1 protein-coding gene is annotated in these 399 nt (G+C 52.9%); it reads left to right on the top strand.

Features of this window, described 5'->3' with window-relative positions:
• Positions 1-239, top strand: a 239-nt coding sequence (locus tag P5683_RS25940) for a DUF4351 domain-containing protein (protein WP_315641304.1), incomplete at its 5' end; no start/stop codon positions are given.
• Between the last annotated feature and the right edge of the window lie 160 nt (positions 240-399).

Below are 399 nucleotides of genomic sequence, written 5' to 3'. Positions count from 1 at the left end.
CCCAGGTTAAGCTTGAGGATACCCGGTTTTATCGGGATGTGTTGCAGAAGGGTCGCGAAGAAGCACAGACCCAGATGCTGTTACGACAGTTAACCCGTCGCTGTGGTGAGTTGTCGGATATGCAACGGCAACAGGTGATATCTCTCAACTCGGGTCAAAGGGATGAGTTGGCGGAGGCTTTGTTAGATTTTGGGGGGATGGAGGATTTAGTGCGCTGGTTGCAGACAGATGACAACTGACAAAACCCACATTGTAGGGTGCGTCAGAACCGGGGAATTTTCATACTAACCGAATATTCTCGGTTGACGCACCACAATAGCGATCGCTTTCCCCTTCCCTCTCCCAGGCGATCGCTTTCCCCTTCCCTCTCCCAGGCGATCGCTTTCCCCTTCCCTCTCC

The organism is Limnospira sp. PMC 1279.21 (genome assembly GCF_032349615.1).
Lineage (GTDB): Bacteria > Cyanobacteriota > Cyanobacteriia > Cyanobacteriales > Microcoleaceae > Limnospira > Limnospira fusiformis.
Note: the sequence above shows the minus strand (reverse complement) of the source record. Positions and strands in the feature narration are given on the sequence as shown.